The organism is Paenibacillus alginolyticus DSM 5050 = NBRC 15375, assembly GCF_000422905.1.
GTDB lineage: Bacteria > Bacillota > Bacilli > Paenibacillales > NBRC-103111 > Paenibacillus_E > Paenibacillus_E alginolyticus.
In genome coordinates, this window is the sequence record NZ_AUGY01000001.1 from 272108 (window position 1) to 294400 (window position 22293).

Below are 22293 nucleotides of genomic sequence, written 5' to 3' on the forward strand. Positions count from 1 at the left end.
CAGTCCTTTTTAGGACTGTTTTTTATTTGCTTAAGCATTGTTGTCCTGGCTTTAAGCCAAGGCAGGGTTTGGAAGGGTCATATCATCCCCCGGTACAGCGTCCCTAAATCCCAAGCGATCCCGGCAAAGGAGGCCGGGTTCCAGTGGGATTTTTAACGGGACTCGCAGGGAAGCAAAGGCTTTTGAAAGCGCAGCTCACCCATCATTGCCATTTCGCTATCGCTTCGGTGCCGGCGCATCACGGGGGCTCGCTCAAATCTTAGAATAAGAACTTGTCCTTTGGAGGTATAGCCATGCCATGAGAAAGTACTCAATTATCCGTTCAGAAATAGAGGGAAGGCAGACGAGAACATCACAATCTCAAGTGAAAGGCATATTAAGTGCAATCAATGGAGGGATGGTTGGACATTCGCCGCGACGTACTTTTAATCAGGAATGAGATAAAGTTCTTGTCATTTATGACATCAAGTTCTTGTCAACCGACAGCTGTAAGAACGTCATTGTTTAACGTGTAGCGTCATTTGTTTTTGGGGAGCATTTAAATAAAACATTTGCCTTGACATATTGTATATTTTGGGTGTGAGGTGATAAGTCGTGGCGAACCAAGAGGAAGTGGTAATAAACGAAACCGACGATTCCTGTTGCTCTGCGGACAGCGAAAGAAAGAGCCATCATTCGGACAAAACGAAGGGTAATTTGATCTCCCGTCTGAATCGGATTGAAGGCCAAATTCGCGGAGTAAAAGGCATGATCGAGCGGGATACTTATTGTGATGATGTACTGAACCAGATCGCTGCGATTCAGTCGGCCTTGAACAGCGTAGGCAAACTGCTGCTCGAAGGACACATGAAGAGCTGCGTGGTGGAACGTATCCAGGCCGGGGAAAGTGAAGTCATTGACGAACTCTTGATTACGGTTAATAAATTAATGAAATAATACAACTATCGGAGGGATTTTATATGCAACAAGTAACGCTGAAAGTAAACGGGATGTCCTGCCAACACTGTGTAAATTCCATTGAGAAAGCCGTCAAAGAAATCGGCGGTTCGGCTCATGTGGACTTGAAAAATAACGCGGTGACGGTGGAATACGATGAAAATAAATTCTCCTTGGATGCCGTAAAAAAAGCGATTGAAGAATAAGGGTATGACGTAGCCTAACAAGCAAACGGCCGCCAATGGTGGCCTTTCTTTTTACCAATTTATATACCCTATAGGGGTATGAAAGAGGTGGGAATTATGCAAAACATAGCAGAACAGCAAAACAAGCAAACGACGTTGCAAATATCGGGTATGACGTGTGCCGCTTGTGCCAACCGGATCGAGAAAGGCTTAAACAGACTAGAAGGCGTGACGGATGCAAACGTGAACTTTGCTCTTGAACAGGCGTCCGTTACATACAATCCGGATAAAGTGAATATTCCCTTGATCGAGAAAAAAATTCAAGATATTGGCTACGATACCGTAAAAGATACTGTGGATTTCGACATTAGCGGCATGACCTGCGCTGCGTGTGCGGCTCGGATTGAGAAGGGGCTAAACAAACTGCCGGGCGTGTCAAAAGCGACCGTTAATCTGGCGCTGGAGACAGCGCACGTTGAGTATTCGCCGGCCGAAGTGTCCACTTCGGATATGGTGAAGAAAGTGGAGCAGATCGGATACAAGGCAGCGCTCAAACAGGATCAGCAAGAGGCGGTAGACCATCGGAAGAAAGAAATTAAGGCGCAGCAAAAGCGGTTCCTGCTATCCGCCATTTTGTCGCTGCCGCTGTTATGGGCCATGGTCGGTCACTTTTCGTTTACGGCTTGGATTTGGGTGCCGGATCTTTTTATGAATCCTTGGTTTCAATTGATCTTGGCCACGCCCGTTCAATTTATCGTCGGACGGCCCTTTTATGTCGGCGCATATAAAGCGCTGCGGGGTGGCAGCGCCAATATGGATGTATTGGTGGCGCTTGGCACATCGGCCGCCTATTTCTATTGTTTGTATTTAACGGTTCAGTGGGCAAATGACGTACATGCCCATCATGCGCAAGCCATGTATTACGAAACCAGTGCGGTACTCATTACGTTGATCGTGCTTGGTAAACTGTTTGAAGCATTAGCGAAGGGCCGTTCATCGGAAGCCATTAAAACGTTGATGGGCTTGCAGGCCAAAACAGCGTTGGTCGTGCGAGACGGTCAGGAAGTGGCCATTCCAATCGAGGACGTGGCTGCAGGTGATGTTGTGATCGTGAAGCCCGGTGAAAAAGTGCCGGTTGACGGTATCGTGCTGGAAGGTTCATCTTCGGTTGATGAATCGATGCTGACCGGCGAAAGCTTCCCGGTAAGCAAGCGGCAAGGCGACGCGGTGATCGGGGCGACGATCAATAAAAACGGTATGCTTCGCATTCAGGCAACCAAGGTTGGTAAAGAAACGGCGCTTGCGCAAATCATCAAAGTCGTAGAAGAAGCACAGGGCTCGAAAGCGCCGATCCAGCGTATAGCCGACGTGATTTCCGGCATCTTTGTTCCGATTGTCGTTGGGATCGCGGTAGTCACTTTCCTTGTCTGGTATTTCGGTGTCGCTCCTGATGATTTTGCCGGTGCGCTCGAAAAAGCCATAGCGGTACTTGTGATTGCCTGCCCTTGCGCACTTGGACTCGCTACACCTACGTCGATTATGGCCGGATCCGGCCGCGCGGCGGAGCTCGGCATCTTGTTCAAAGGTGGCGAACACCTGGAATCGACGCATAAAATTACGACCGTTGTACTGGATAAAACCGGTACGGTAACCAAAGGCAAACCCGAACTCACCGATGTGATCGTGTCGGAATCCATGGATGAAAACCGGTTCCTTGCTCTCGTGGCGGCAGCCGAGAAAAACTCCGAGCATCCGCTTGCGGAAGCCATTGTCGCTGGTGTTCGGGAGCGAAACATTGCTTTTCCGGAAGCCGAGGCGTTTGAAGCGGTGCCGGGGTTTGGTATTCGCTCGGTTGTCGAAGGAAAAGCGGTACTCATTGGAACACGAAAATGGATGGCCAAAAATCAGATTGACGCGCAGACGGCTTACGAGCGGATGAATGAGCTTGAAGAATCGGGAAAAACCGCGATGCTCGTTGCAATTGATGGTCATTATGCGGGCATTGTGGCAGTGGCCGATACGATCAAGGAGAGCTCCAAAGCCGCCGTTGCGCGACTCAAAGAGCTGGGACTTCAAGTGGTGATGATCACCGGCGACAACGAACGGACCGCCCAGGCCATCGCCCGTCAGGTCGGGATCGACCGGGTGCTTGCGGAAGTGCTGCCCGAGGGCAAAGCAGATGAAGTCAAGAAATTGCAGCAAGCGGGCCAGAAAGTGGCCATGGTTGGCGATGGCATCAATGATGCCCCGGCACTGGCTACGGCTGATATTGGCATGGCCATTGGCACCGGCACCGATGTGGCCATGGAAGCTGCCGATGTGACACTGATGCGCGGCGACCTGAACAGCGTTCCGGATGCCATCTTGATGAGCCGCAAAACGATGACCAATATCAAGCAAAACCTTTTTTGGGCACTTGCCTATAATGTGATCGGCATCCCGATTGCTGCGGCCGGATTTTTGGCTCCTTGGCTGGCAGGGGCGGCGATGGCGTTCAGCTCGGTTTCGGTTGTACTGAATGCCCTCCGGCTGCAGCGGGCTAAATTGTAAAAAGGAGTGTGGGGAGAATTGGCTTACAAGAAATTTGCGGTGTCACCGGGGTTCCAGGAAGGCGGCTCGCTTTTTAAGCCGGAGCAACTCGCTGTACTGGGTTCCATTGTGGGAGATGATGCCAAAATTGAGCTGACGACCTTTAAACAGCTCTATGTGGAGATGCAGGACGACCGGATCGATACTGTACAAGTCCAATTGAAAGAAGCCGGTTTAGACATCCAACCTGCAGGATTTTATACGAAAAATTTGATCACCTGCAATTTTTGCAGGGGAGCCGACGATGCCGGTCTTAACGTGGCGGTACAGCTTGATCAGGCCATTGTCGGCCAAGAAGTCCCAAGTCCTTTAAAAATCGGGTATGCCGGATGCGCACTCGGAACCAGTGAGCCGCTTCTCAAAGATATTGCGGTAGTCAAGATGAACGACGTGTATGATATCTATGTCGGCGGTGAAGCCAAGGGTATCAAATCCCGTCTCGGCCAGTTATACGCTTCTGGCATTCCGGAGGATCGGATTATCCCCTTCGTTACACGTCTAATTGCGATTTTTCAAGAGTTAGGGAAAAAGAAAGAAAAATTCTCGAGATTCGTTGAACGCCTGACGATAGCGGAACTTCAACATATGACGGCGTGCGGCAACGGATGATGAAGAAACGGCTTTTATTTCTCGGCTACGTGATCGGGGTCATCGTCATCATCCTAAACAAAGATCCGATCCTTCGGTGGTTGGATGATGATAGCGCCAATCATCTCATGCTGCTGTTTGGTTTAGCCGTATTACTCGCCCTTATTCCTGTTGTTCCTTATGGCGTGGTTGCCGGAATCATAGGGGCCAAATATGGCCCCTTTTTAGGTGGGGTATTCAATATCCTCAGCTCTACCCTTGCTGCTGGTCTGCTATTTTTGTTGGTGAGGGTCGTTTTTCAGGAGCAAGGAATGAGGCTCTTGGCCAAATTCAAACGAGTGGACCAATTTACAGCCTTAATGGAGCGCAATGCGTTTTTTGCAGTGTTACTCGCCCGACTGATTCCGTTTGTGCCTGCTGCTTTCGTCAATATTTATACAGCCATCAGTCGAATGCGGTTTGGCACATTTATGGCCGCTACGTTGATCGGGAAAATACCGGTGATGTTTGTATTTGCCGTTATTGGCGATCAACTGCTTTCCGATCTCGGCAATGTATTGTGGACATCATTGATCTACGCTGTCTTTCTGCTGGTGGTGTTTGTTGTGTATTGGTGGCTGCGAAAGCGGGAAAGCAGCAACGCGGGGTGAGCCGTAAATCATTTTTGTTTAGGAGGCCCTGATGAAGACGATTTTGGTGGTGGATGATGAAGGAAAAATTCGGGATGTCGTGGTTTCCTATCTGAAAAAAGAAGGTTTTCAGGCGGTGGAAGCCGCGACAGGGAGTGAAGCTTTGCAGGCGCTGCAAAGGGAGTCCGTCGATCTCGTGATACTCGATCTGATGCTTCCGGATATGGATGGGGAGCAGGTATGCCAAACGATACGGAAAATGAATTCGGTACCCATTCTGATGCTTACCGCAAAGGTATCTGAAAACAATCGAATCAAAGGGTTGTCCATGGGGGCGGACGATTATTTGACCAAACCGTTTGATCCGCGTGAGGTCGTGGCCCGGGTCCGGGCGATCTTGCGCCGAACGGATGACGGTCATTTGCTTGCCGACCGGTTATCCTTTAACGATGGCCATCTCGACATTGATTCGCTGAAACATACGGTGTTCTGCCATGGAGAACCGGTCAATTTAACACCGAATGAATATAAGCTGCTGCTTGCCTTGGCCAAATATCCGCAGCGGCATTTTACGCGTGAGGAATTGGTCGATAAGGTACTCGGCTACGCCTTTGATGGCGATATGCGGACCATCGATCAGCATGTAAAAAACATACGCCACAATATTGAACCGGACCCGAAGAATCCGCAGTATATTGTGACCGTATACGGCCTAGGTTACCGGTTTGCAGGGGGCACGACATGAATAAGCGACTGCACACACGCCTGGCTTTCATCATTATCGGTACCGCGACGTGCATCCTGCTCATTTCGACCTTAAGCGTGATTATCGCCACGCATTACCATATTTCCATGTTCCATGACCAAGCGGCAGGCATGAACCATGATGTGTCGCAACTCGATTATCACTTGGAGCAGGCGCTTTTCCAATCGATTATGTTGACGTTCGCCGGTTCGATCATTCTTGCGGTTCTGATCGGTTTTTATATCGCAAAACGGATTTCCCGGCCGCTTGTGGACATGAAACAGGCTGCCGAACGGATGTCGGACGGGCAGCTCGATACGCGGGTTATGATCGGCGGCAATGACGAACTTGCAGAGCTTGGCACTTCGCTGAACGAACTGGCCGCGCAGCTGCATAAACAAGAGCAGCTTCGGATCACCATGACCGGAGACATTGCGCACGAACTTCGCACGCCGCTGGCCACGCTGAAAAGCCATATGCGAGCCTTTGAAGATGGGGTTTGGGAACCAACCCCGGAGCGTATCCATGCGTGTTTCGAAGAAATTGAACGGCTCACGCAAATGGTAGCTGAACTGGAAGACTTAACGCATATGGATTCACCGGCTTTTCAATTGGAACGAAAGCGAGAACCCCTCAATGCGATACTTGCCCAAGGGGTGGATCTCGTGGCTGCGGCTTATCTGGAAAAAAACGTGGGGCTTGCGTCTCGCTGTAGCCCGAATATTCAAATTTTTGCGGACCGGAATCGTATGATCCAAATTTTCGTGAATCTGCTTAGCAATGCTCTAAAATTCACGCCGGAACATGGACAGGTGCAGATTGAGGCTGCCGAGGAAGAACAAGACGTACTGATTCGCGTGCAGGATTCGGGCAGCGGTATTGGGCAAGAGGATTTACCGTATATCTTTGAGCGATTTTACCGGGGGGACAAATCACGTAATCGGAAAACCGGCGGCAGCGGTTTGGGGTTAACCATCGTCAAAAAGCTCGTCACCGCTCATGGCGGGCAGGTGTGGGCAGAAAGTACGCATGGCACCACGTTTATGATCCGACTTCCGAAAGAAAACCGTTTATTTTTAACCAACATCTGCTCATCTACACAGGATCTTCACAAGTGATGGGTAAACTTATACTATCTTGCCAATCGTCTGATTTGGCGCGACGATGAATATAGAGAAAATCAGTTTTAGGGGGGACGTTTTCCTGAAAAAAATCATCCTACTGGCATTGGCAGTTGTCATTGCCGCAGCATTCATAGCATGTTCCAAGAAAACGGCGGACGATCCGCACGGCGCTCACGATACGGGAGGGCTGGCATTTACACACATTCATGGCCTTGGGTATTCCAGCGACGGCAAACGTCTTTTCATCCCGGCACATAACGGGCTAAAAGTCTATGCCGATGGCAAGTGGAGTGACGCCCCAGGGGAGAAGCATGATTACATGGGTTTTTCGATGGCCGATAACGGATTTTACAGCAGCGGTCATCCTGCAGTCGGTTCCACCTACAAAAATCCCATGGGTTTAATTAAAAGTACCGATGAAGGAAAATCGATTACCGTTCTGGCTTTGGAGGGCGAAGTGGACCTTCATGGCATGAGCGTGAGTTATCGCACGCATACCCTTTATGTGCTGAATCCCGAGCCAAATTCGAAAATGAAGCAGGCGGGGCTCTTTTACAGTCGAGATGAGGGCAAGACTAGGGTGAGCAGCCCAATGTCCGGTGTCTCTGGACAGATTACCGCGCTTGCGGCGCATCCGACACAGGACACGATTGTGGCGATCGGCACAACTTCGGGCGCTTATGTTTCAAGGGATAACGGCCAAACGTTTACCGCTCTTTATACCGACCAGCCGGTTTCTGCCGTTGCTTTTACGGACCAAGGGGAGCTTTTGATCGGTACCGGCAAATTAGAGCTGATCAGCGTTAATCTGGAAACAAAACAACGGGTCACGATGAAAACGCCGGTGCAAAACGGTGACGGGATATCGTACCTAACGGGAAGTCCGGCGAATCCGAAAGAGCTCGCCTTGGCCACCGAAAAAAAAGATGTTTATGTGTCCGCTGATTATGGGACTGATTGGAAAAAAATTGCCAACCAAGGACAAGCTATCAATCCATAATAGGAGGATTTTGACATGAAAAGAAAATTGGTTTTGATCATTGCTGCTGTGATGATTGCTGTATTAACTGCATGTGGAAATAATACAACGAGCCCGGCTCCTGCCAACAATACGACGACGCCAGCACCTACTAACAGCGATAACGCGCAGACCGATCATTCCGGCATGAATCATTCCGGTTCAGGCGAAGTGCCTGCTGGCTTAAAGGAAGACCAGAATCCAAAATTTAAGGTCGGCAGTCAAGCGATTATGCAAACCGAGCACATGCCAGGGATGAAAGGTGCGACAGCAACGATTGTTGGAGCTTATGATACGACAGCCTATGCGGTGTCCTATACGCCAACAACAGGTGGAGATCCGGTAAAGAACCATAAATGGGTGATTCACGAAGAATTGAAAAATCCCGGCGCGGAAGCTCTGAAACCGGGCGCACAGGTTACCTTGGAGGCTGATCACATGCCAGGGATGAAAGGTGCGACGGGTACCATCGATTCAGCAGAGCAAACGACGGTCTATATGGTCGATTATACGCCGACCACAGGTGGGGAGCCCGTGAAAAATCATAAATGGGTAACCGACACTGAACTTTCACCGGCGGGATCGGGGTCACAGCCAAATACCGGTAACAGTGGTGGCCATGATATGAGCAACATGCCGGGCATGAAACATTAATTGACGGTTTTTCTCCCGTAAGGGGTAAAAAACAATAGAAGAAACAAAAGGAGGCTAACCACCCATGTCACACGAACAATTTCAATCCTGCATTGAGGAATGTATCCGTTGTATGCAAGCGTGCAATCACTGTTATGATGCTTGTTTAAAAGAAGATCATGTCGCAATGATGAAAGAATGTATTCGTTTGGACCGGGAATGTGCCGACATTTGTGCCTTCGCCGTGCAAGCGATGTCGATGAACAGTTCCTACGCGAAAGAGATCTGCCGTATCTGTGCGGAGGTTTGTGAGGCTTGCGGGAATGAATGCAACAAGCATGAACACGAGCACTGTCAACGTTGTGCTGAAGCGTGCTTCTCCTGTGCGAAAGCTTGCCGGGCCATGGCCGCTTAATAATTTGGTGCCGTCAACTATTTCATTAACCCCCTAGAGCATGTACTGAACCCGGAAAGTGAGACACAAGGAAAAACACCTCCCTGAATCGTATTATAGATTCTGAGGAGGTGTTTGCTTTGGGAAAGAAAGTGCATTATCCGGAAGAGACCAAGCGCAAGGCCATAGAAATGAAACAGCAAGTCTACAGCAATCAGCAGATTATGGACAGCCTGGGGATAAAGAACAAATTGCAAATCAAAACATGGATGAGGTGGATTCGCAATGGACAGGAACACCGACTTAGTCAACCGATCGGGAAACCATATACATACGTAAATGGTCCTGAGGAGTTGAGTAAAGAAGAAGGAATGCAACGCGAAATTCAGCACCTTCGTGCAAAGGTGGCGGTGCTGGAAAAGTTCGTGGAAATTTCAAGGGGGTAGGATCAAAAACAGTAGTCACTGTCATTCAACAGTTGCAAAGCAGCTTTACCGTGAAAGAGTTGTGTGGACTATTAGAAATTCCCCGTTCAACCTATTACCGGTGGAAGAAAAAGGATTGGGATACCAAAGATGAAGTTGAGCAGGCCATGATCGTCGTTTGTAAGAAGCACAAACGACGGTATGGCTATCGGCGGGTAACGGACACCTTGCGCAAGCTGCTTAAGGCGCGCATTAATCACAAGCGGGTATTGCGCCTAATGAAAGCAAACAACTTGCTGTCTAAAGCGAAACGGGCCAAGAAAGTATACCTGACAGGTCAGGAGGCAATTGTAGCAGAGAATCGCATTCAACGAAATTTTAAAGCCACGGCTCCAAACCAAAAATGGTTTACCGACGTGTTATATTTACCCTTTGGGGATCAGATGCTGTATTTCTCCTCCATTTTCGATACGTTTAACGCGAAATTATCAGCTACAAAGTCAGCATACGACAAGATCTAGCCCTAGCGATTGAAACGCTTGAGGAGGCTTGCCGCAAACGTGAAGTGCATGGAACCATTCTTCATTCCGACCAAGGCGGTTTATACACTTCTACCGCGTTCCAGCGCTATGCAAAAGAAAAAGGCATTATCACGAGTATGTCCCGTAAGGGCAATTGCCACGATAATGCCGCAATCGAATCCTTCCATTCACAGTTCAAATCAGAAGCATTCTACTCACAAGAAATAAATAAAACGACCAATTCCATTGTAATGGAAATTGTGCGAGAATACATCCATTATTACAATCACGAACGGATTCAGGGTAGATTAAATTACCTGTCGCCCGTAGATTACAGGCAACAGGTAAGCTAGGTGTTTTTTTCTTTGTCCCACCAACGGGGTTCAGTACATCCGATCAAGGCGGGGACTTTTTTACACTTATGGGAATGATCATAGCAGGTTCCGGGTCTCAATTGGATGCTGCAGCGGCTGTTTTCGTCTGCTGCAAAACGGCCTTCAAAATGGATTCGCTGAATTTGGTATCGCTGACGGCACGAGACAGCAACATGGCACCAACCAAGGAAGCTGTCAAGGCGATGCCTTTTTCCTGATCCCCACCGACCAGACTGGACATGAACGACAGAAAATGACGAAGCTGCTCTGTAAATGCAGCTTTAATCTCCGGTGTAGAACGGCTAATTTCGCTGGAAAGCGTTGGCAGCAAACACCCATCCTCCGGAGTGTCCCGGTGAACCTCGCTTAAGTAAAATTCAATTACTGCTTTCAGTCGTTGTTCGTTAGGGGCTTCGTCCGCCAGTCGGCTCAAGAAAGCAATTGTTTCCTCAATCGTGCCGCTGCAGGCTTCCGCTACTAATTGTTCCTTATTGGTGAAGTGGGCGTAGAAGCCTCCGTGCGTCAACCCGGCGCCTTTCATAATCGAGGGGACGCTGACCTCTTTGATGCCATGTCTGCGAAAGGCTTTGGATGCGCTCCGCAGGATATTCTTCCTTACCTGTTCTTTGTGTTTTTGCGGATACGGCATTCCGTTCACCTCGAATTTTCTTTTAAATATTATAACCGTCATATAAATGGCTGTCAAACCTGTACAGAGCCTTGACGGTCTTATATATGATGATTATAATATATTATGATCATCATATTTAGCGGAGAAAAGAAGGCGAAGGCCATCAATGGAACCCGCAGATTAGGAGGAGAGAGAAGGATGAAGAAGCAAATCGTAGTAATCTCCATTTTGGCCGTTCTACTGGTAGGAGGAGGTGTGCTGCTTTTAATGAACGGAAAGGACGCAGTGGCCCGAGCCGAAACGAGAAAACAGGCGACACTAACGGCTGATCAGGCGAATGCGGTTTTCCAAGGAATTTCAGGCAAGGTAGCGGAGATCAAGGTGGAGAAAGGGGCAGCCGTAAAGAAAGGGGATCTCCTTGCCCGCTTGGATACGACGGAAACAGATCTGCAAATTCGGCAAGCCAATGTGAATTTGGAATTGCTGGATGTCCAGTCCGGACAGTTGGACCCCAAGAACCCGGCTGCTAAAGGAATGCTCGGGCTAATAGACAAACAGCAGCAGCAGCTTCAGCTTCAGCTTCAACTTCTTCAAGTGCAAAAGGTGCGAGCGGAATTGACGGCGCCCATGGACGGGCATGTCAACAAGATTTCCATCAAGACAGGCGATCTCGTTGCATCCGGCACGCCCGCAGTCTCGGTCCAAGGTGACAGGTTATATGCGAACGTGTATGTGAATGAGACTCAGGTGCAGAAATTCCGCGAGGGCGAGGCCATTCCGGTAAGGATCCCGGCTCTTGACAATCAACAAGTAAGCGGAAAACTGGATAGCGTAGAACCCGCCTCCCAGTTTGCAGCCTTGAAGATGAGTGGAGAGAAAGGACTTGCGGATGTGAACATGTTCCAGCTTCGCATCCATGTCGATTCTACCGGTTCCATTGTTCCAGGTCTTACGATGGAGGTAAACCTCAATGAAATCGTTGATCGATGAATGGCATATTGCTACTGGCGGGAAGGCGTGGATTTCGATTCTCGCCGCGCCGCTTGTTGCTGCGCTGTTTTTCGGGCTGATGTTCTCCCGTAACCAAATCAGTGAAGCGTCGGTAGCGGTGATCGACTTGGACCATTCCCTTTATTCGAGTCAAATCATTGAGAAGATCGATTCATCGCAATATATGAAAGTAACGCGGGTCAATCCGAATCATGAGACTCCCGAAACGCTGCTGGCCAATGAAAAAGAGGTCGCGGTGGTGGTATTGCCCGAAGGGCTTGAAAGCCAGCGAAGCCAAGGGAAATCGGTCCCAATCGGTTTTCTGATGGACAATGCGATGCCATCCGCCTTGACGAATATCCGGACAGCTATACAGGAGATCGTGGCCACGGAGAATACGTCGGTATCGGCCGCCAAGTTGGGCTCACTAGGCCTGGATGCCTCCGCAACCGCTGGCATTCTGGTCCCATTGTCCATGCAGCAGCGCTTTCTGTTTAATCCGACAAGTTCATTTATGAATTCCATGGTGCTCGGATTCGTCAATATCGTCGTACTTATGGTCACAACAAGCGCTGCAGGCGCGGTCGGACCGCGCCTGCGCCGGGAGGGCAAGATGGCGGAGGAAGCCGCCCATCCGATTCGACTACTGTACAGGGCCATTCCATATGCGGTCCTGTCCGCTGTTTCTTTGATGTTCAGCTACGGACTATTGAAGCAATTGGGAGGTTTGCGTTTTGAAGCGGCGCCTTATGTGTTTATCCTTCCCTTGTTCTTCTATACGCTCGCTATGTCTCTCTTGGGCATGCTCGTCAGTTGGACCGTCAAGGATCAGAGCAAAATATCCCTTCGTACGAGTATCATTTTATATCCGTCTTTCCTTGTGACCGGCATTCAGATCGCTCCGTCCATTTTCCCTAAATTTTTTCAGTGGACCGCAATGCCGCTGCCGATGAACTGGCTGAACAAACTCTTTAGAGGCATGGCCTTGCGCGGCGAGTCGCTTCTCTCTTACAGCGTGGAAATCGGGGCATTGCTTATTATTATAGGATTCGTTGTTTTTTTGCTGGGCTTGCTCTCGGTTAAGGAGATGAGGATGGTCAGGCAGACAGTCCACCAAGGAGTATCCTTTTAATACATATCCCCAAAAGGAGGGAGCGCAAATGTTCAACCAAACGGAGGACAACGTTTTGCCTAGGCCGTGCCTTTGCGGTCTAACTATCGGCAGGCAAATTGATCCAAGCCGAAGTAGCAGAATAATCGGTAACCTGACAGCGATTTATGGAGTTGGTCAAATAATCGGTCCGGTGGGTGCAGGCGCACTAACAAATAGCTTGCACACTTACTCCGCTTTATTGTTGTTGTCAGGGATGCTATTACTGATAGAACTGTTTTACTAAGGGTAAGTCAAACCAAAACAGAGATTTCATTTAAGAAAGAATGACAGTTTTAGTTGGGTATAGCACCTAAATTGCCGCTGAGCTTTTGTCGGTAGACTAAATAGCGAATGGAGGAGTTAAGATGTTAAACAAAGATATCGTAATCTACACTGAAGAAAATGGAATCGCAAGAATTACACTAAACAGGCCGGCAGCACTTAATGCGTTAAACCGAGATGTACTTGACCAACTTTCGTCCATCTTGGACAGGGTCAAAACTGATTCTAGTGTAAAGGCAGTGATAATTACCGGTGCCGGTGAAAAGGCATTTTCCGCAGGTGCGGACATTCAGTTTCTCAATAGAGCCACTCCTCTCGAAGTAAGGGATTTAGCTCTGCTAGCTGTTACGGTTACTAATAAAATCGAGTCATTGGGGAAAGTAGTTGTTGCTGCTATCAATGGCTTCGCACTAGGAGGCGGGCTTGAGTTAGCTGAATCTTGCGCGCTCCGTGTTTCCGCTAATCATGCTAGATTAGGACATCCTGAAGTCCGTATTGGAACTGTTGCCGGTTTTGGAGGAACTACGAGGCTTCCCAGACTTATAGGTAAGGGACGTGCTGCAGAACTGTTGCTCACCGGAAACGCGATAAGCGCAGACGAAGCTTACAGAATAGGACTCATTAATAGGATTGCTGAGCCTGATAAATTACTATCAGAAGCAGAAACTCTTATCCTAGAAATTCTGTCTCAGGCTCCTATCGCAGTAAAAATGACTTGGGAGGCAATTCATCGGGGGTGTAATCTAACTTTAGAAGAGTCCGCTCTTCTCGGTGCAGATTACTTCGGTCTGATAGCGTCCACAGAGGACTTCAGAGAAGGAACTAAATCATTTTTAGAAAAGACCCAACCATCATTTATAGGAAGATAGTTAATCGAATAACTTACAGATTTGAACAAAATATAGTTAAATCATATCTCGTATGGTAAAATAAACCTATTGAGCATATCGAATAAAATAGGAAAATGGCAAACCTGATCGAAAGACAGGGACGCAAAGCCACGGATCTACTGCAGAAATGCAATGACCGCCGGGTTACCCTAACGGATTTGCAGTTGGACACTGCCTCTTGGGGTACGTGTCTTTTTCTTTTTAGTTCGAGGCATCTTTTAAAGGGAGGCGTAGATTATGGAGCCTAAAATACGTATTTTACTGGTTGAAGACGATTCGATTTGTTTGGAATGCCTCACCACTTACCTGGAAACGGAACCGGATTTATCGGTGACGGTCGCTATGAACCAGGAGGAGGCGATCCGAGTCATTAAACTGCATGATGTCGATGTGGTGTTGCTCGATGCAATGCTGACGCCTCCATACTATGATGGATTGGATACGGCGATTGAGATGCTGAACACCAAACCAATGAAGATTATTATGCTGACCTCGGTGGAAGAGAGGGATGTCATTATCGACGCATTTACGATTGGCGTACTGAACTATGTGAATAAAACACATTACAAAGATATCCCTTCCGCCATTCGGGATGCTCACCATAATATTGCCTCCATTCATCCAGACGCCGCGGCATCGCTGCGTCGAGAAGTCGCTCATTTAAGAAGGAAAGAACTGCAACAGCTCCTGACCCCGATGGAAAAGGAAATCTTACTTTTTCTGGGAAATGGCTATACGAGAAGACAGACGGCTCAGGCGTTAAACATAACCACGAATACCGTGAAGTTCCATATCCGGCAACTGATCAAAAAAATTGGCGGCAGAACAGGGAGAGACGTGGCAGATAAAATAAAACGCAGAGGCCTATTGTGATCATAAACAAAAAAGATGAGTAGCCTGGTTTCAAAAAATTGGTTCGTTTTGTTCAGATCGGTTTGTTGCCGATTGTGATCACAAATCGACACGTTAAGAACATGGAAGCTATCCAATCTTTTTCACTTCGACTTCAAAACCAAAATCGCATAATATTCCTTCTTTCTGGTATTATAAAGAGCTTTCGACACGAATCGAAGAGGGGTAGCAGAAAGTTTATCCTCCCCGAAGATAGAATTTTCTAGTACAATAGTTATACGAACAAAACAAGTGGTTATAGGGAAAATGCACCTGTTTCATCTGACTTTTGGTCAGGAATCCGGGATTAAGGTCTCTCTGTTTTCCAAGATCATTGTGTCAGAAATCGACATCATGGTTACCCGATGTTTTGTTCATAAAGCCACTTTAGTAAAGGGGGAGAGTTTATGGAGATGGTACATAACTTTATCGTTCTGATATAGTGGGTTAATTCTTAATGCATATTGAAAACGCTGCCTTTGTTCTTGTTCGAGCTTTACACAGGAAGTTATAATGGCAAAAAATCGACGAAGTTTAATGGAGGTTTTGCCACTTGAAGCGAATAGAAACATAATCACCTGTCAGGGGTGGTGTAAAATGAAAAGGATCAAAGTACTGCTTGTTGAAGATGATCCGAGCTGGGAAGAAATGGTTTCGCATTTTTTAAATCGGGAACCGGATTTGGTAGTGGTCGGTACTGTGCAAACAAAAGAGGATGCGTTACATATAGTCCGGATGCTTGAAATCGATGTGGTGCTAATGGACGCCATGCTTAACGGCAATGGGTTAAACAGCATCGCCACAGCCTTGGAAATCCACGCGCTCCATACGGCCAAAATGATCATGTTTACTTTTATGGATCATCGCGAATTCATACTGGAGGCATTCTCTAACGGCGTCACCGATTATATTGTTCAAGCTCATGCGGAAGATATTCCCGCTGCCGTTCGAGCGGTCCATGGGGAGCAGTCTTCCATTCATTTCGTTGCAGCGGGTGTTCTGCGTCAAGAATTCATCAGGATGAAGCAAATGGAACTGCGGACAAGCCTAACAGCCGCCGAGTCCAGTATTCTTCGGTTTATCTATGAAGGATCTACGCAGTCGGAGATTATGAAGAATTTGCATATTTCCGAGAGTACCATCAAGAAGCATGTGAGTCGAATCATCCGAAAAATGCAGGTCCATACCAGCAAGGAAGCGGCCCAGAAAGCGAGTATGAAAGGAATTTTATAGGATGTTATTTTGTCAACCGCATAGGCCAACGTAACAGCGTCTCATTTTAATGGGGCGCTTTTATGTTGTTCGGTTTTCATCCAACGATATCATGCCACAGCAGGAAAAGTGGTTCGCAGACATCCCTGTTAAGGATGTTTCTTTCACCATTCACGTGTTCTGGAGTGACCTATCAAAATCATACCCCTGTTTCACTTATCATTTAATCCCTTAGTTTGAAGAGAAAAAACCAGGGTATACCCAAGGGAGGTATCACAAAAAAATAGCACCTTTTTCAAAAAGGTGCTACAAAAAGATCGGACTAACGGGAACGGTGCAGCGGGGATACAATCAGGTTGAGGGCGCGCTCAATCATGAAATGAGAGGAGCAAAGACATGGTTGATCCCAATTCTAAAAAAACCGATTCACCTATAATGACGACTCAGGCAGAAGCTTCATCGTCCGGCAATGGACATTCGTCAGAGTTACGCAACAAGCAAAAGAAAGTCAACCCACCCCTTGCCTACTACGAAGAATTGATGCGTCACGATTCGCATGTCAAAGTGCATCGAAGAACACAGCAGAGAGGGTGGGGGCGTTGAAAAAACGCATTCCGTATCGTCAAGTTGAAAACTGGTTGGCTGACTTGCCGGAATGGAAGGCACGACTGGAAATGATGCAGGAACAGTTAGCGAATATTCCGGGTTTGACGCAAAAATTCGAGCTGGTGGCCATTCACGGCCAAGGACAGAAAAATGAAGCCATCTTGAATGAAGTGATTAGGCGGCTGCAGTTACGGGAATTGGAGATTCCATTGCTTCAATTAAAAGTTCAAGTGCTGGAAGGCGCTATTCGTTCACTTCGCCCGGAAGAACGGAAATTTGTCGAAGAACGGTATGGACATCATCTGCCAAATGCGGATACCATGGAGAAGTTGGGCGTTTCACCCCGCACCTATTATGAAAGACGAAAGCTTGTTCTGGAGCGGATTTACCTTTTCGCCGGCGGGGAAAACTCGATTTTGGACTTGAAGGACGAGGCTCTCTTTGAACAAACATAGAGGGCACAGTGGCAGATACGTTTTCCCTCACGGATCACTTGACCTGCACTTTGAGGAAACTTTGAGGAAACTTTGAGGTAAAAAAAATATAAGTTTAGGTATAACGACAATGTAAGTAAAAAATGCTAATCTGATAGTGTAGAAAAATGTAGACAGGCCACCCGGCATACCCGGAAACGCCTGTCTTTTTTATTTCCGGAATCATCGGAGTATGCGGTGTTTCGAAGGGAAAGGGGAGATGTGGAACAGCCATTTGGTAGAATAACCGAATACGGCATCGAAGGGAGGGAGCAGCGTGCTCTCTTTTTTATTTCCAAGCTGGTGTGAGCCGGGCAAAGGCCCAGTCAAACAAATGCAGTGGGTTGAAGTGATGCCCTCCCTGGACGCAACGCCGATGGATCTCGCCAGGGCGGCGCGATTCGCCAAGCAAATCAGCCATCTCGGTCACCCCCGGTTCAAGCGGCTGCGATACGGACAGCTTTACTTTCGTTTCTTGGTCCAGTGTAAAGGTCCTTCTGGACAAGTACGGCTCTTTTTTTCTGTCCCCGACATCCGCTGGATGGGGTTTAAGACCGCGTTTCAAACCCAGGTTTCCGGTGTGTATTTGCTTCCTTCTCCGGAACCTGTGTTTGAGGCTGGAAAACGGGCGCAGACCATCGTGGCCGAAGGAAGACCCTTGTATAAAGGTGCCCTTTCTGTCGTTGCTTTTCTACCTGAAGGCAAAGACCCGGTGAATGAGATGATCGCGGCGATGGGCGCGGGAGAACTGAAAGCAGGCGAGGAAGTGTGGCTGTCGCTGACATTTGCGCCATCTTCCAAGCGCGAGCTGCAGCGCCATGTACGCAAAGCGGAAGTCTGGCTGCATTCGCCGGCCAATGAGCCGGTGTCGCTTCGCGGCATTTGGCGGGAGATGCAAACAAACCAGAAAGAGCGACCGAGGCAGCGGGAACTGACCGTTCACCAGCAGAACGTGAAGCGTTCACTGCAATGCAAGCAGGGTGAGGACGAAATTGGGCTGTGGGTGGGCTTTCGTGTACTGATCCGTTCGTATAGCTCGAAAGCACGATTGCAAACGATGAATGACATGCTGCAATCAATGCGCAGCGGAAACGGAATTGTGCTCCGTCCCGTTCGGGGACGCCAGACCCCAATACTGTTTTCGCCCGGCATGCCATCAAAAAAGCTTTTATTTACTGCCGAAGAACTGGGCTACTGGCTGCGCATCCCGGTTTATGGCGATCTCGCTGCCGCGCATATGCAAAAGATGCATGTGAAAATTATGCCGACGCCGGAAGGGCTGGATACGGGGCTTTTTATCGGAAAAAGCAATGTGCCGGGCGTAGACAAAGGAATTCGCATGCCGGTGAATCAGATGCTCAAGCATGCGTTTCTCGCGGGTACCACCGGATCGGGCAAAACGTCGACGTTACTGTCGATCATGACACGCATGGTCGAGGATTTACAAAAAACGCCGGATCAGGCGCCGGGCTTCACTTTTCTCGATCCGCACGGCGGAGCGATTGAAACGCTGCTGAGTTACATTCCGAAAAGCCTGTATCCGAAGCTGCATCTCATTCCCTTGGGGCACACCGACCGGCCGCGCGGCTTCAATTTGTTTCAAGCCGCTCATACGGACGTGCGGGAAAGCCTGACGGGCGAATTTGTCACGACACTGCAGCAATTGTTTCCGGGATCGCGGCCAAGGGCGGAGCATTATTTGAGAAATGCCGTACTCAGCTTACTTTCCGTACCGCCGCAAACGGTCCTCGGCATCATCGATATTTTCTTTAATGAAACGTACCGCAAAAAAATGCTGCCGCATCTGGACGTGCACTTGCGCCATTTCTGGACAGATGAGTTCGCGCAGATTTCCAATTTCGGCGAACACCTCGGCCCCATCCTGAACAAATTAGGCGCGCTCACCACCTACCCGACGTCGCGGCGGATGCTCGGTCAGCTGCACAGCAGCATCAACGTCCGACAGGTGATGGATGAGGGGCAGATTGTGCTCATCGACGGCTCCGGCTGCGTGCCGGATTTACTCAAGATATTAGCCAGCCTGTTCTTCATCGACTATCATTTCACCTGTCGCAAACGCCCGCAGCACCAGTCGCGTCCGCACTTCTTTTTTGCCGATGAAATGCATCTGTTTGCTACGGACATTTTGACGAAAATACTGGCGGAGGATCGCAAATTCGGCTTGTCGCTGTTTTTGGCTACCCAATATTTATCCCAACTGTCCGACCGCATCCTGGAGGCGATTCTTGGCAATGTCGGCACGCTTATGCTGCTGCAACTCGGAGGGCCGGACGCGGACAAGCTGTCACGTTGGCTCAAACCCCAGGTCACCAACGTCGACCTGATGAACTTGGCCGAACTGCACGCGATCGTGCGAACTAAAGGCCATGAGGGACGGCTGGAACTGTTCACCATCAAAAACGAAATTGTTCCGACACTGCATGAACCCTGGATTGGGGAAGCCTGGGCGTATTCGGATGAGCAGGACGGTCGTTCGGCGGAGACGGTTGATCAAGAGATCAACCGGGCAGCCAGCAACGGAAAAAACAAAGCATCGGAACTGCCGTTTTTCCGCTAACGGGCTTAAGGCAAATCCGAGAGAAACACTTAGAGGATGTACGAGAGTCATTTCGAGGGCAAATCGGAGAGAACATCGAAAGCAGGTAAGAAGCGGAAAAACCGCGACACAACGCGGTGAACGTGAGTGGGCTGAGCCAGACTATTTATACTCACACCGCCCCAAGCCGCACGAAAGGAGGACTGACCCTCTGTCATGTACTACACAGCAAAAAAAGAAATGATGATGGCGCTGTATCGGTACACCTTACTAACTGCAGAACAAGGTGCTGCTCTGCTGAACTACCGGATCAAGACGGTATACAGCATGGTTGCACAACTGAGAGCGGAAGGCGTCATCCGGAGCATCCTGCTTCCCTTCCTCCGTAACCATCATGTCGGGTATTGCCTGAGTGCCAAAGGAGCAAGGGCAGCGGCCAGCTTGTGCGGGGACGAAGAAACATTTCGGGCCAAAGCCTGGGAGGACGACCCGGTACAGTTGGAGCATTATTATGGGACGAATCGTTTTTTTACAGATCTGATCCATCACAGTTTGCCCATTAGCGGTGATGGATTCATGGAATGGCTCGATCCGCGCGAAGCGGCGGACCGCTATGTGCAGGTGAACGCTTCGGGACGCAAAACAAGGCCGGTCAAGCCGGATGGGTTCGGCAGTTATTTACGGTCTGGACGCGGTCGACTTGTGTTCCATCTGGAATACGATACGGGCACGGAAAACCTGTGGCGGCTTAAGGATAAGCTGTTTAACTACGGTCGACTGCTGCCGGCCATTTGGCCGCAGGTGGAGGCGGTGCATGTCCTCTTTGTAACGAAAATCGCCAGTCGTCCGAAAGCCCTCCTCGACATTTGGGAGGTGCTGCAAAAAGAAACGTTTAGCGGCGACCATTTGCCGAACGTATGGGCCATCCATGAAACGGAGTGGAAGGAGCGCGGCGTGGATCGCGCGCTCTGGTGGGGAAGCGAGGAGCGACGGCTGTGTCTCATGGATCTACCGCTTCTCCCTCTTCCCCCGGATACGACGGCTCCGATTCTCGGTAAGCAGCTGCGCGAGTCGTCCCCGATGTACAGGAGGTGAGGCGGGTGGACATGCGCTTGCTGCCCAAGCTGTTGTTATGGGGGATGCTCATGATCGCTTGTTTGGGCACCGTCTCTTCCTTGGTGCGTCCGCAAACCGATTCGGCCCCAGCCTTGACGAGAGGATCACTTGAGCAACAGATGGCCATCCATACGGCACTGGGCTTTGCCCGCGAATGGATGGACTGGAACGGCGAAGAGTTGCTGGAGGCACGGTTGAAACGATTAAAACCGTATGTCAATCCGGATGTGCTGGCCCTTTTTACTCCACTGCAAGCGGAACAAAAAACGAAACGGCAAGAGGTCATCGCATCGGAAATGGTGTCCTTTTCTTCAAGCGGCGGATCACGGTATACGGTTCATGTTCGAGTATTCGTAAAAAATCCGGATCGCGCAACGTGGGAAGTAGACGTTCCGGTATGGGTGCAGGCAGATAAAGGTGCTGCCGTTACTGCGCCGCCGCTTTTTCGCCCGCTGCGGAAGCCGCCTGCCGTTCCTGAACAGGGAAACGGCGAAAAGGCGACATCCGCTGAAGTGAAACAGCGAATGCGTCCGGCCATCGAAAGTTTCCTAAAAGCGATATGTGAAGGCCGGGACGCCGAGAGCCTGTTTAACTATGTGACAACCGGCTCCCATCTGATTCCGCTAGCCGGCCGTCTGCGTTTTGTCTCGCTGGATCAGCTGGACGCCACAGGAGTCGGGCCGTATGCCGTAACCGTCACGTTTTCAGCCAAAGATGAGGCGACCGGCTTCCGCTTCACGCAGGTATGGAAGCTCACAGTGACGGAAGAAAATCAGAAATTTTTCGTTGGAGCGATCAAGTAAACGGTCACCAATTGATGAACGAGGGAGGGAGTTCCGCGCGATGTCCAAACAGGAAAGGGAAGAAGAGCGACAGTCGCTCATTGCGCAGCTTCAAAAACTCGATCGGCATGGGGTTTGGACCGACCAACAAAGCAAAAATGAGGGATACCCCAACCTGACGTTGCGTGAGGCAAGAGCAAAACTGGCTGAAATGATGGACCCGAAGAATCACTAACTGTCTTTCGGAGCGATTGTGGCGAGGATTCACCATTTTAGGGGGTGAAAAAAATGGATGGGGATTTTGTGAATACCGGTCTTCAAGTGATTAAGCGGCTGCTGCAGGCGATCTTTTTGACCATTGCCATCTACCGGGGTGTCAAAATGTATGCCAACGGAGAGACAAACCGGCTCTGGTCGCATATCCTGCTGTCCGTTATTTTGGGCATTTTCGTCTTTGCACCAGGCATTGCCAAGTACCTCGCGCTGTACGTGCTGAAGACCCTCGGCATTTCCGTTGACGGATTGACCAACACGACAGGAGGGTAGGCG

At 49.3% G+C, this 22293-nt stretch carries 23 protein-coding genes, 1 pseudogene and 1 riboswitch; of the genes and pseudogenes, 23 read left to right on the plus strand and 1 reads right to left on the minus strand.

Translation table 11 applies throughout. From position 1 onward, the window contains the following. The first annotated feature begins 612 nt into the window (after positions 1-612). The 11 genes and pseudogenes from G519_RS0101475 (at position 613) to G519_RS41320 (ending at position 10140) form a co-directional block, all read left to right on the plus strand. Complete coding sequence (locus G519_RS0101475) at positions 613-936, plus strand: metal-sensitive transcriptional regulator (protein ID WP_036631816.1); 324 nt, start codon at positions 613-615, stop codon at positions 934-936. A 23-nt stretch (positions 937-959) separates the two neighbouring features. Beyond that, positions 960-1142 (plus strand): copper ion binding protein, encoded by a 183-nt coding sequence (locus G519_RS0101480; protein WP_029193161.1) that lies wholly within the window; start codon positions 960-962, stop codon positions 1140-1142. A gap of 96 nt (positions 1143-1238) precedes the next feature. After that, positions 1239-3671 carry a heavy metal translocating P-type ATPase gene (locus tag G519_RS0101485; protein WP_029193162.1) on the plus strand — a complete coding sequence of 811 codons (2433 nt, stop codon included), beginning with the start codon at positions 1239-1241 and terminating at the stop codon, positions 3669-3671. Between the two features lie 18 nt (positions 3672-3689). After that, positions 3690-4319 carry an NAD(P)/FAD-dependent oxidoreductase gene (locus tag G519_RS0101490; RefSeq protein WP_029193163.1) on the plus strand — a complete coding sequence of 210 codons (630 nt, stop codon included), beginning with the start codon at positions 3690-3692 and terminating at the stop codon, positions 4317-4319. After that, on the plus strand, positions 4316-4948 hold the full coding sequence (locus G519_RS0101495; RefSeq protein ID WP_029193164.1) for a TVP38/TMEM64 family protein: 633 nt from the start codon (positions 4316-4318) through the stop codon (positions 4946-4948). The genes G519_RS0101490 and G519_RS0101495 overlap by 4 nt, the downstream gene beginning before the upstream one ends. A gap of 31 nt (positions 4949-4979) precedes the next feature. Next, entirely contained in the window at positions 4980-5672 is a 693-nt protein-coding gene (locus G519_RS0101500; protein WP_029193165.1) for a response regulator transcription factor, read from the plus strand. Beyond that, positions 5669-6790 (plus strand): sensor histidine kinase, encoded by a 1122-nt coding sequence (locus G519_RS41310; protein WP_051252989.1) that lies wholly within the window; start codon positions 5669-5671, stop codon positions 6788-6790. Before G519_RS0101500 ends, G519_RS41310 begins: the two co-directional genes overlap by 4 nt. Positions 6791-6836: 46 nt before the next feature. After that, entirely contained in the window at positions 6837-7796 is a 960-nt protein-coding gene (locus G519_RS0101510; protein WP_029193166.1) for a F510_1955 family glycosylhydrolase, read from the plus strand. Between the two features lie 15 nt (positions 7797-7811). Continuing rightward, positions 7812-8468 (plus strand): DUF1541 domain-containing protein, encoded by a 657-nt coding sequence (locus G519_RS41315; RefSeq protein WP_064743382.1) that lies wholly within the window; start codon positions 7812-7814, stop codon positions 8466-8468. Positions 8469-8532: 64 nt separating this feature from the next. After that, the gene (locus tag G519_RS0101520; RefSeq protein WP_029193167.1) at positions 8533-8862 is read left to right on the plus strand and encodes a four-helix bundle copper-binding protein; all 330 of its coding nucleotides are present in this window, start codon (positions 8533-8535) and stop codon (positions 8860-8862) included. Positions 8863-8981: 119 nt separating this feature from the next. After that, a pseudogene (locus tag G519_RS41320) lies at positions 8982-10140 on the plus strand (IS3 family transposase). 97 nt (positions 10141-10237) lie between these two features. Here G519_RS41320 and G519_RS0101535 read toward each other — a convergent pair. Further along, entirely contained in the window at positions 10238-10810 is a 573-nt protein-coding gene (locus tag G519_RS0101535) for a TetR/AcrR family transcriptional regulator (RefSeq protein WP_029193169.1), read from the minus strand. Positions 10811-10990: 180 nt separating this feature from the next. Between G519_RS0101535 and G519_RS0101540 the strand changes: the two genes are divergently transcribed. From G519_RS0101540 to G519_RS0101600, 12 genes are all read left to right on the plus strand, one after another. After that, positions 10991-11782, plus strand: a complete 792-nt coding sequence (locus G519_RS0101540; protein ID WP_029193170.1) for an efflux RND transporter periplasmic adaptor subunit — start codon at positions 10991-10993, stop codon at positions 11780-11782. Next, complete coding sequence (locus G519_RS0101545; RefSeq protein ID WP_029193171.1) at positions 11763-12914, plus strand: ABC transporter permease; 1152 nt, start codon at positions 11763-11765, stop codon at positions 12912-12914. Before G519_RS0101540 ends, G519_RS0101545 begins: the two co-directional genes overlap by 20 nt. A gap of 28 nt (positions 12915-12942) precedes the next feature. Next, the gene (locus tag G519_RS0101550) at positions 12943-13179 is read left to right on the plus strand and encodes a YbfB/YjiJ family MFS transporter (protein ID WP_029193172.1); all 237 of its coding nucleotides are present in this window, start codon (positions 12943-12945) and stop codon (positions 13177-13179) included. A 121-nt stretch (positions 13180-13300) separates the two neighbouring features. Further along, positions 13301-14086 carry an enoyl-CoA hydratase/isomerase family protein gene (locus G519_RS0101555; protein WP_029193173.1) on the plus strand — a complete coding sequence of 262 codons (786 nt, stop codon included), beginning with the start codon at positions 13301-13303 and terminating at the stop codon, positions 14084-14086. A gap of 87 nt (positions 14087-14173) precedes the next feature. After that, positions 14174-14259: riboswitch (cyclic di-GMP riboswitch) on the plus strand. An 85-nt stretch (positions 14260-14344) separates the two neighbouring features. Next, positions 14345-14980, plus strand: a complete 636-nt coding sequence (locus tag G519_RS0101560; protein WP_029193174.1) for a response regulator transcription factor — start codon at positions 14345-14347, stop codon at positions 14978-14980. A 615-nt stretch (positions 14981-15595) separates the two neighbouring features. Continuing rightward, positions 15596-16231 (plus strand): LuxR C-terminal-related transcriptional regulator, encoded by a 636-nt coding sequence (locus G519_RS0101565; RefSeq protein ID WP_029193175.1) that lies wholly within the window; start codon positions 15596-15598, stop codon positions 16229-16231. Positions 16232-16809: 578 nt separating this feature from the next. Then, positions 16810-17271, plus strand: a complete 462-nt coding sequence (locus G519_RS0101575) for a hypothetical protein (RefSeq protein ID WP_127527844.1) — start codon at positions 16810-16812, stop codon at positions 17269-17271. A 295-nt stretch (positions 17272-17566) separates the two neighbouring features. Continuing rightward, on the plus strand, positions 17567-19867 hold the full coding sequence (locus G519_RS41325) for a type IV secretory system conjugative DNA transfer family protein (RefSeq protein ID WP_051252990.1): 2301 nt from the start codon (positions 17567-17569) through the stop codon (positions 19865-19867). Positions 19868-20062: 195 nt separating this feature from the next. Further along, complete coding sequence (locus G519_RS0101585; protein ID WP_029193178.1) at positions 20063-20941, plus strand: replication-relaxation family protein; 879 nt, start codon at positions 20063-20065, stop codon at positions 20939-20941. A gap of 11 nt (positions 20942-20952) precedes the next feature. Further along, positions 20953-21765, plus strand: coding sequence for a conjugal transfer protein (locus G519_RS0101590; RefSeq protein ID WP_244279971.1), 813 nt, complete (start codon positions 20953-20955; stop codon positions 21763-21765). 40 nt (positions 21766-21805) lie between these two features. Continuing rightward, on the plus strand, positions 21806-21979 hold the full coding sequence (locus G519_RS49825) for a hypothetical protein (protein ID WP_154669525.1): 174 nt from the start codon (positions 21806-21808) through the stop codon (positions 21977-21979). A 53-nt stretch (positions 21980-22032) separates the two neighbouring features. Next, on the plus strand, positions 22033-22290 hold the full coding sequence (locus G519_RS0101600) for a hypothetical protein (protein WP_029193180.1): 258 nt from the start codon (positions 22033-22035) through the stop codon (positions 22288-22290). Positions 22291-22293: the final 3 nt, after the last annotated feature.